Source organism: Streptomyces sp. NPDC059477 (assembly GCF_042749375.1).
In the GTDB taxonomy this organism is placed as follows: Bacteria; Actinomycetota; Actinomycetes; order Streptomycetales; family Streptomycetaceae; genus Streptomyces.
Genome location: NZ_JBHYUG010000108.1, coordinates 25,380 through 29,206 on the forward strand (window position 1 = coordinate 25,380; position 3,827 = coordinate 29,206).

A 3,827-nucleotide genomic window follows, 5' to 3' on the forward strand; every position below is an offset into this window, starting at 1 on the left:
GGGGGTTGTACTGTGGGGGGGGGCCCCCCGGGGGGTTCCACAGCGCCCCCCCCCCCGGGCCCCCCCCGGGCGGGGGCCCCCAAACCCCGGGGGGGGGGGGCCCGGCGCGGGGCCCCCCCCCCTCCGGGATCGTCTCCATGAGCGCCTACTCCTGCGCGAGCCCCCCATTGTGCGGCGCCGGCGTCACATCGAACTCCCCGTCGCGCGCGCCCAGCACGAACGCCCGCCACTCCGCCTCGGTGTAGCGCAGTACCGTGCCGGGATCCAGCGAGGACCGCATCGCGACGGCGCCGTCCGGCAGATAGGCGATCTCGACGCGCTCCTCGTCCTGCTCGGTGCCCGGCGCGCTGTGCCACTCCACGCCGGAGATGTCGAGCGCGTACAGCTCGTCCCGCTCCCGCTCCTTGCGCGCCTTGACGTCCTCGTGCACTTCCTCCGCCATGGCGAAGCGACCCCTTCCCGACGTGCGGACATTCCCACGGCTCACCCTAGTGGGCGTACGGGAGGCGTCGGCGGGGTTCGGCCACGGCGGTCGGGGGCGTCGCCGCCTGCTGGTACCCTGGCTGATGGCCGTGTGTGTACGCATCCCCGGAGCCCGCGCTCCGGAGGTCGCGCCCAGCGGACCCCGCCACCCGAGTTGTGGAAGCTTCCCCGAGAAAGAGACCGGGGGCACTCGGTGGCCTTTCACAGACCACGAGGAGTACGCGTGTCGCTCGACGCCGCTACGAAGAAGCAGATCATGACCGAGTTCGGTACCAAGGAGGGCGACACCGGCTCCCCCGAGGTACAGGTCGCGATGCTGTCCCGGCGGATCTCGGACCTGACCGAGCACCTCAAGACCCACAAGCACGACCACCACTCCCGCCGGGGTCTGCTGATCCTGGTCGGTCAGCGCCGTCGCCTGCTTCAGTACCTGGCGAAGAAGGACATCGCCCGTTTCCGTACGCTCGTCGACCGCCTCGGCATCCGCCGCGGTGCGGCGGGCGCCAAGTAAGACGCCGCAGAAGGGAGCGGTTCCCGGGACCGGGGAGCCGCTCCCTTTTGCCGTACGTACGGTTTCGCGACCCCCGCGGAAGCCTTACCGTCCGTACCGGAGCTTCACCGTCCGTACGGAAACGTGCGCGTTGTCACTGCCGCTTTGTAGTGTGTTAGCACAACGTGTAGCAGTACCGAGCACGTCGGACGAAGTACCACGTACGAACACAGCGTGATGTCCCCCACCCGCCCGGGTGGGCGACACCACGGGACGCATGACGACGAGACAAACGAACGAGGAGAAGCGCGCCTCGCCGCCGCCGGTCCTCGGTAGTGGCCCCCGGGGGCGACAACCCCGGGTGCTTCGATCGAAGACCGGCCCGCACCAGACGGAGCGCTTCTCCGCAGCCGTCCCCCTGCCACACGGGCGTGGAGGGACGAAAGACGACAAGTATCGGAGAAAACGCTAGTGGAGAACGAGACCCACTACGCCGAAGCCGTGATCGACAACGGCGTATTCGGCACCCGCACCATCCGCTTCGAGACGGGCCGGCTGGCCAAGCAGGCCGCCGGTTCCGCCGTGGCGTACCTGGACGACGACACCATGGTGCTGTCGGCCACCACCGCCTCCAAGAACCCCAAGGACCAGCTGGACTTCTTCCCGCTGACCGTCGACGTCGAGGAGCGGATGTACGCCGCCGGGAAGATCCCCGGCTCCTTCTTCCGCCGTGAGGGCCGGCCCTCCGAGGACGCGATCCTCACCTGCCGCCTCATCGACCGCCCGCTGCGCCCGTCCTTCAAGAAGGGCCTCCGCAACGAGATCCAGGTCGTCGCCACCATCATGGCGCTCAACCCCGACCACCTGTACGACGTCGTGGCGATCAACGCCGCCTCCGCGTCCACCCAGCTGGCCGGTCTGCCCTTCTCCGGCCCGATCGGCGGCGTCCGCGTCGCGCTGATCCGCGGCCAGTGGGTGGCGTTCCCGACCCACAGCGAGCTGGAGGACGCCGTCTTCGACATGGTCGTCGCGGGCCGCGCCCTGGAGGACGGCGACGTCGCGATCATGATGGTCGAGGCCGAGGCCACCGACAAGACCATCAAGCTGGTCGAGGGCGGCGCCGAGGCACCGACCGAGGAGATCGTCGCCGCCGGTCTGGACGCCGCCAAGCCGTTCATCAAGGTCCTGTGCAAGGCCCAGGCCGACCTCGCCGCGAAGGCCGCCAAGCCGACCGGCGAGTTCCCGGTCTTCCTGGACTTCCAGGACGACATCCTCGACGCCCTGTCCGGCGCCGTCCGCCCGGAGCTGGCCTCCGCGCTGACCATCGCCGGCAAGCAGGAGCGCGAGGCCGAGCTGGACCGCGTCAAGACGCTCGCCGCCGAGAAGCTCCTGCCGGAGTTCGAAGGCCGCGAGAAGGAGATCTCCGCCGCGTACCGCGCGCTCACCAAGCAGCTGGTGCGCGAGCGCGTGATCAAGGAGAAGAAGCGCATCGACGGCCGCGGTGTCACCGACATCCGCACCCTGGCCGCCGAGGTCGAGGCCATCCCGCGCGTGCACGGCTCCGCGGTGTTCGAGCGGGGCGAGACCCAGATCCTGGGCGTCACCACCCTCAACATGCTCCGCATGGAGCAGCAGCTGGACACCCTCTCCCCGGTGACCCGCAAGCGCTACATGCACAACTACAACTTCCCGCCGTACTCCACCGGCGAGACCGGCCGCGTCGGCTCCCCCAAGCGCCGCGAGATCGGCCACGGCGCCCTCGCCGAGCGCGCCCTCGTGCCGGTCCTGCCGACGCGCGAGGAGTTCCCCTACGCGATCCGCCAGGTCTCCGAGGCGCTCAGCTCCAACGGCTCGACGTCCATGGGCTCCGTCTGCGCCTCCACCATGTCGCTGCTGAACGCCGGTGTGCCGCTCAAGGCCCCGGTCGCCGGCATCGCCATGGGCCTGATCTCCCAGGAGATCGACGGCGAGACCCACTACGTCACCCTCACCGACATCCTCGGTGCGGAGGACGCCTTCGGCGACATGGACTTCAAGGTCGCCGGCACCAAGGAGTTCGTCACCGCCCTCCAGCTCGACACCAAGCTCGACGGCATTCCGGCCTCCGTGCTCGCCGCCGCCCTCAAGCAGGCGCGCGACGCCCGGCTCCACATCCTCGACGTGATGATGGAGGCCATCGACCGGCCCGACGAGATGTCCCCCAACGCGCCGCGGATCATCACCGTGAAGATCCCGGTCGACAAGATCGGTGAGGTCATCGGCCCCAAGGGCAAGATGATCAACCAGATCCAGGAGGACACCGGCGCCGAGATCACCATCGAGGACGACGGCACCATCTACATCGGTGCCGCCGACGGCCCCTCCGCCGAGGCCGCCCGCTCCACGATCAACAGCATCGCCAACCCGACGATGCCGGAGGTCGGCGAGCGCTACCTCGGTACGGTCGTGAAGACCACCACCTTCGGTGCCTTCGTCTCCCTGCTCCCGGGCAAGGACGGCCTGCTGCACATCTCCCAGATCCGCAAGCTGGCCGGCGGCAAGCGCGTGGAGAACGTCGAGGACGTCCTCGGTGTGGGCCAGAAGGTCCAGGTCGAGATCGCCGAGATCGACTCGCGCGGCAAGCTCTCCCTGATCCCCGTGATCGAGGGCGAGGACAGCGCCGACAAGAAGGACGCCGCGTCCGACAGCGCCTCCGCCGCAGGCGACCAGTGACGGCTTCCCCTGGTTCCCAGGCGACGGCCCGCCCCCCCCCCCGGGGGCGGGGGGGGGCGCGGGCCCCCCCCCCCCCACACGGGGCCCGCGGGCGCGGGCCCGGGGCGGGGGGCGGGGGGGGGGGGAGAACAACCCAGCCCCC

3 protein-coding genes are annotated in these 3,827 nt (G+C 70.2%); 2 read left to right on the forward strand and 1 reads right to left on the reverse strand.

The features are described 5' to 3' along the window. Nucleotides 1-145: 145 nt before the first annotated feature. Nucleotides 146-442, reverse strand: coding sequence for a DUF397 domain-containing protein (locus tag ACFXAZ_RS34325; protein WP_382690101.1), 297 nt, complete (start codon nucleotides 440-442; stop codon nucleotides 146-148). 264 nt (nucleotides 443-706) lie between these two features. Between ACFXAZ_RS34325 and rpsO the strand changes: the two genes are divergently transcribed. After that, the gene (gene rpsO, locus ACFXAZ_RS34330) at nucleotides 707-994 is read left to right on the forward strand and encodes a 30S ribosomal protein S15 (protein WP_384599237.1); all 288 of its coding nucleotides are present in this window, start codon (nucleotides 707-709) and stop codon (nucleotides 992-994) included. 450 nt (nucleotides 995-1,444) lie between these two features. Next, nucleotides 1,445-3,685, forward strand: a complete 2,241-nt coding sequence (locus tag ACFXAZ_RS34335) for a polyribonucleotide nucleotidyltransferase (RefSeq protein ID WP_384599240.1) — start codon at nucleotides 1,445-1,447, stop codon at nucleotides 3,683-3,685. Nucleotides 3,686-3,827 lie beyond the last annotated feature (142 nt).

Bases quoted from the DNA above. Each gene is read 5' to 3' on its own strand.
- ACFXAZ_RS34325 (WP_382690101.1), bottom strand. From the start codon at position 442: ATGGCGGAGGAAGTGCACGAGGACGTCAAGGCGCGCAAGGAGCGGGAG.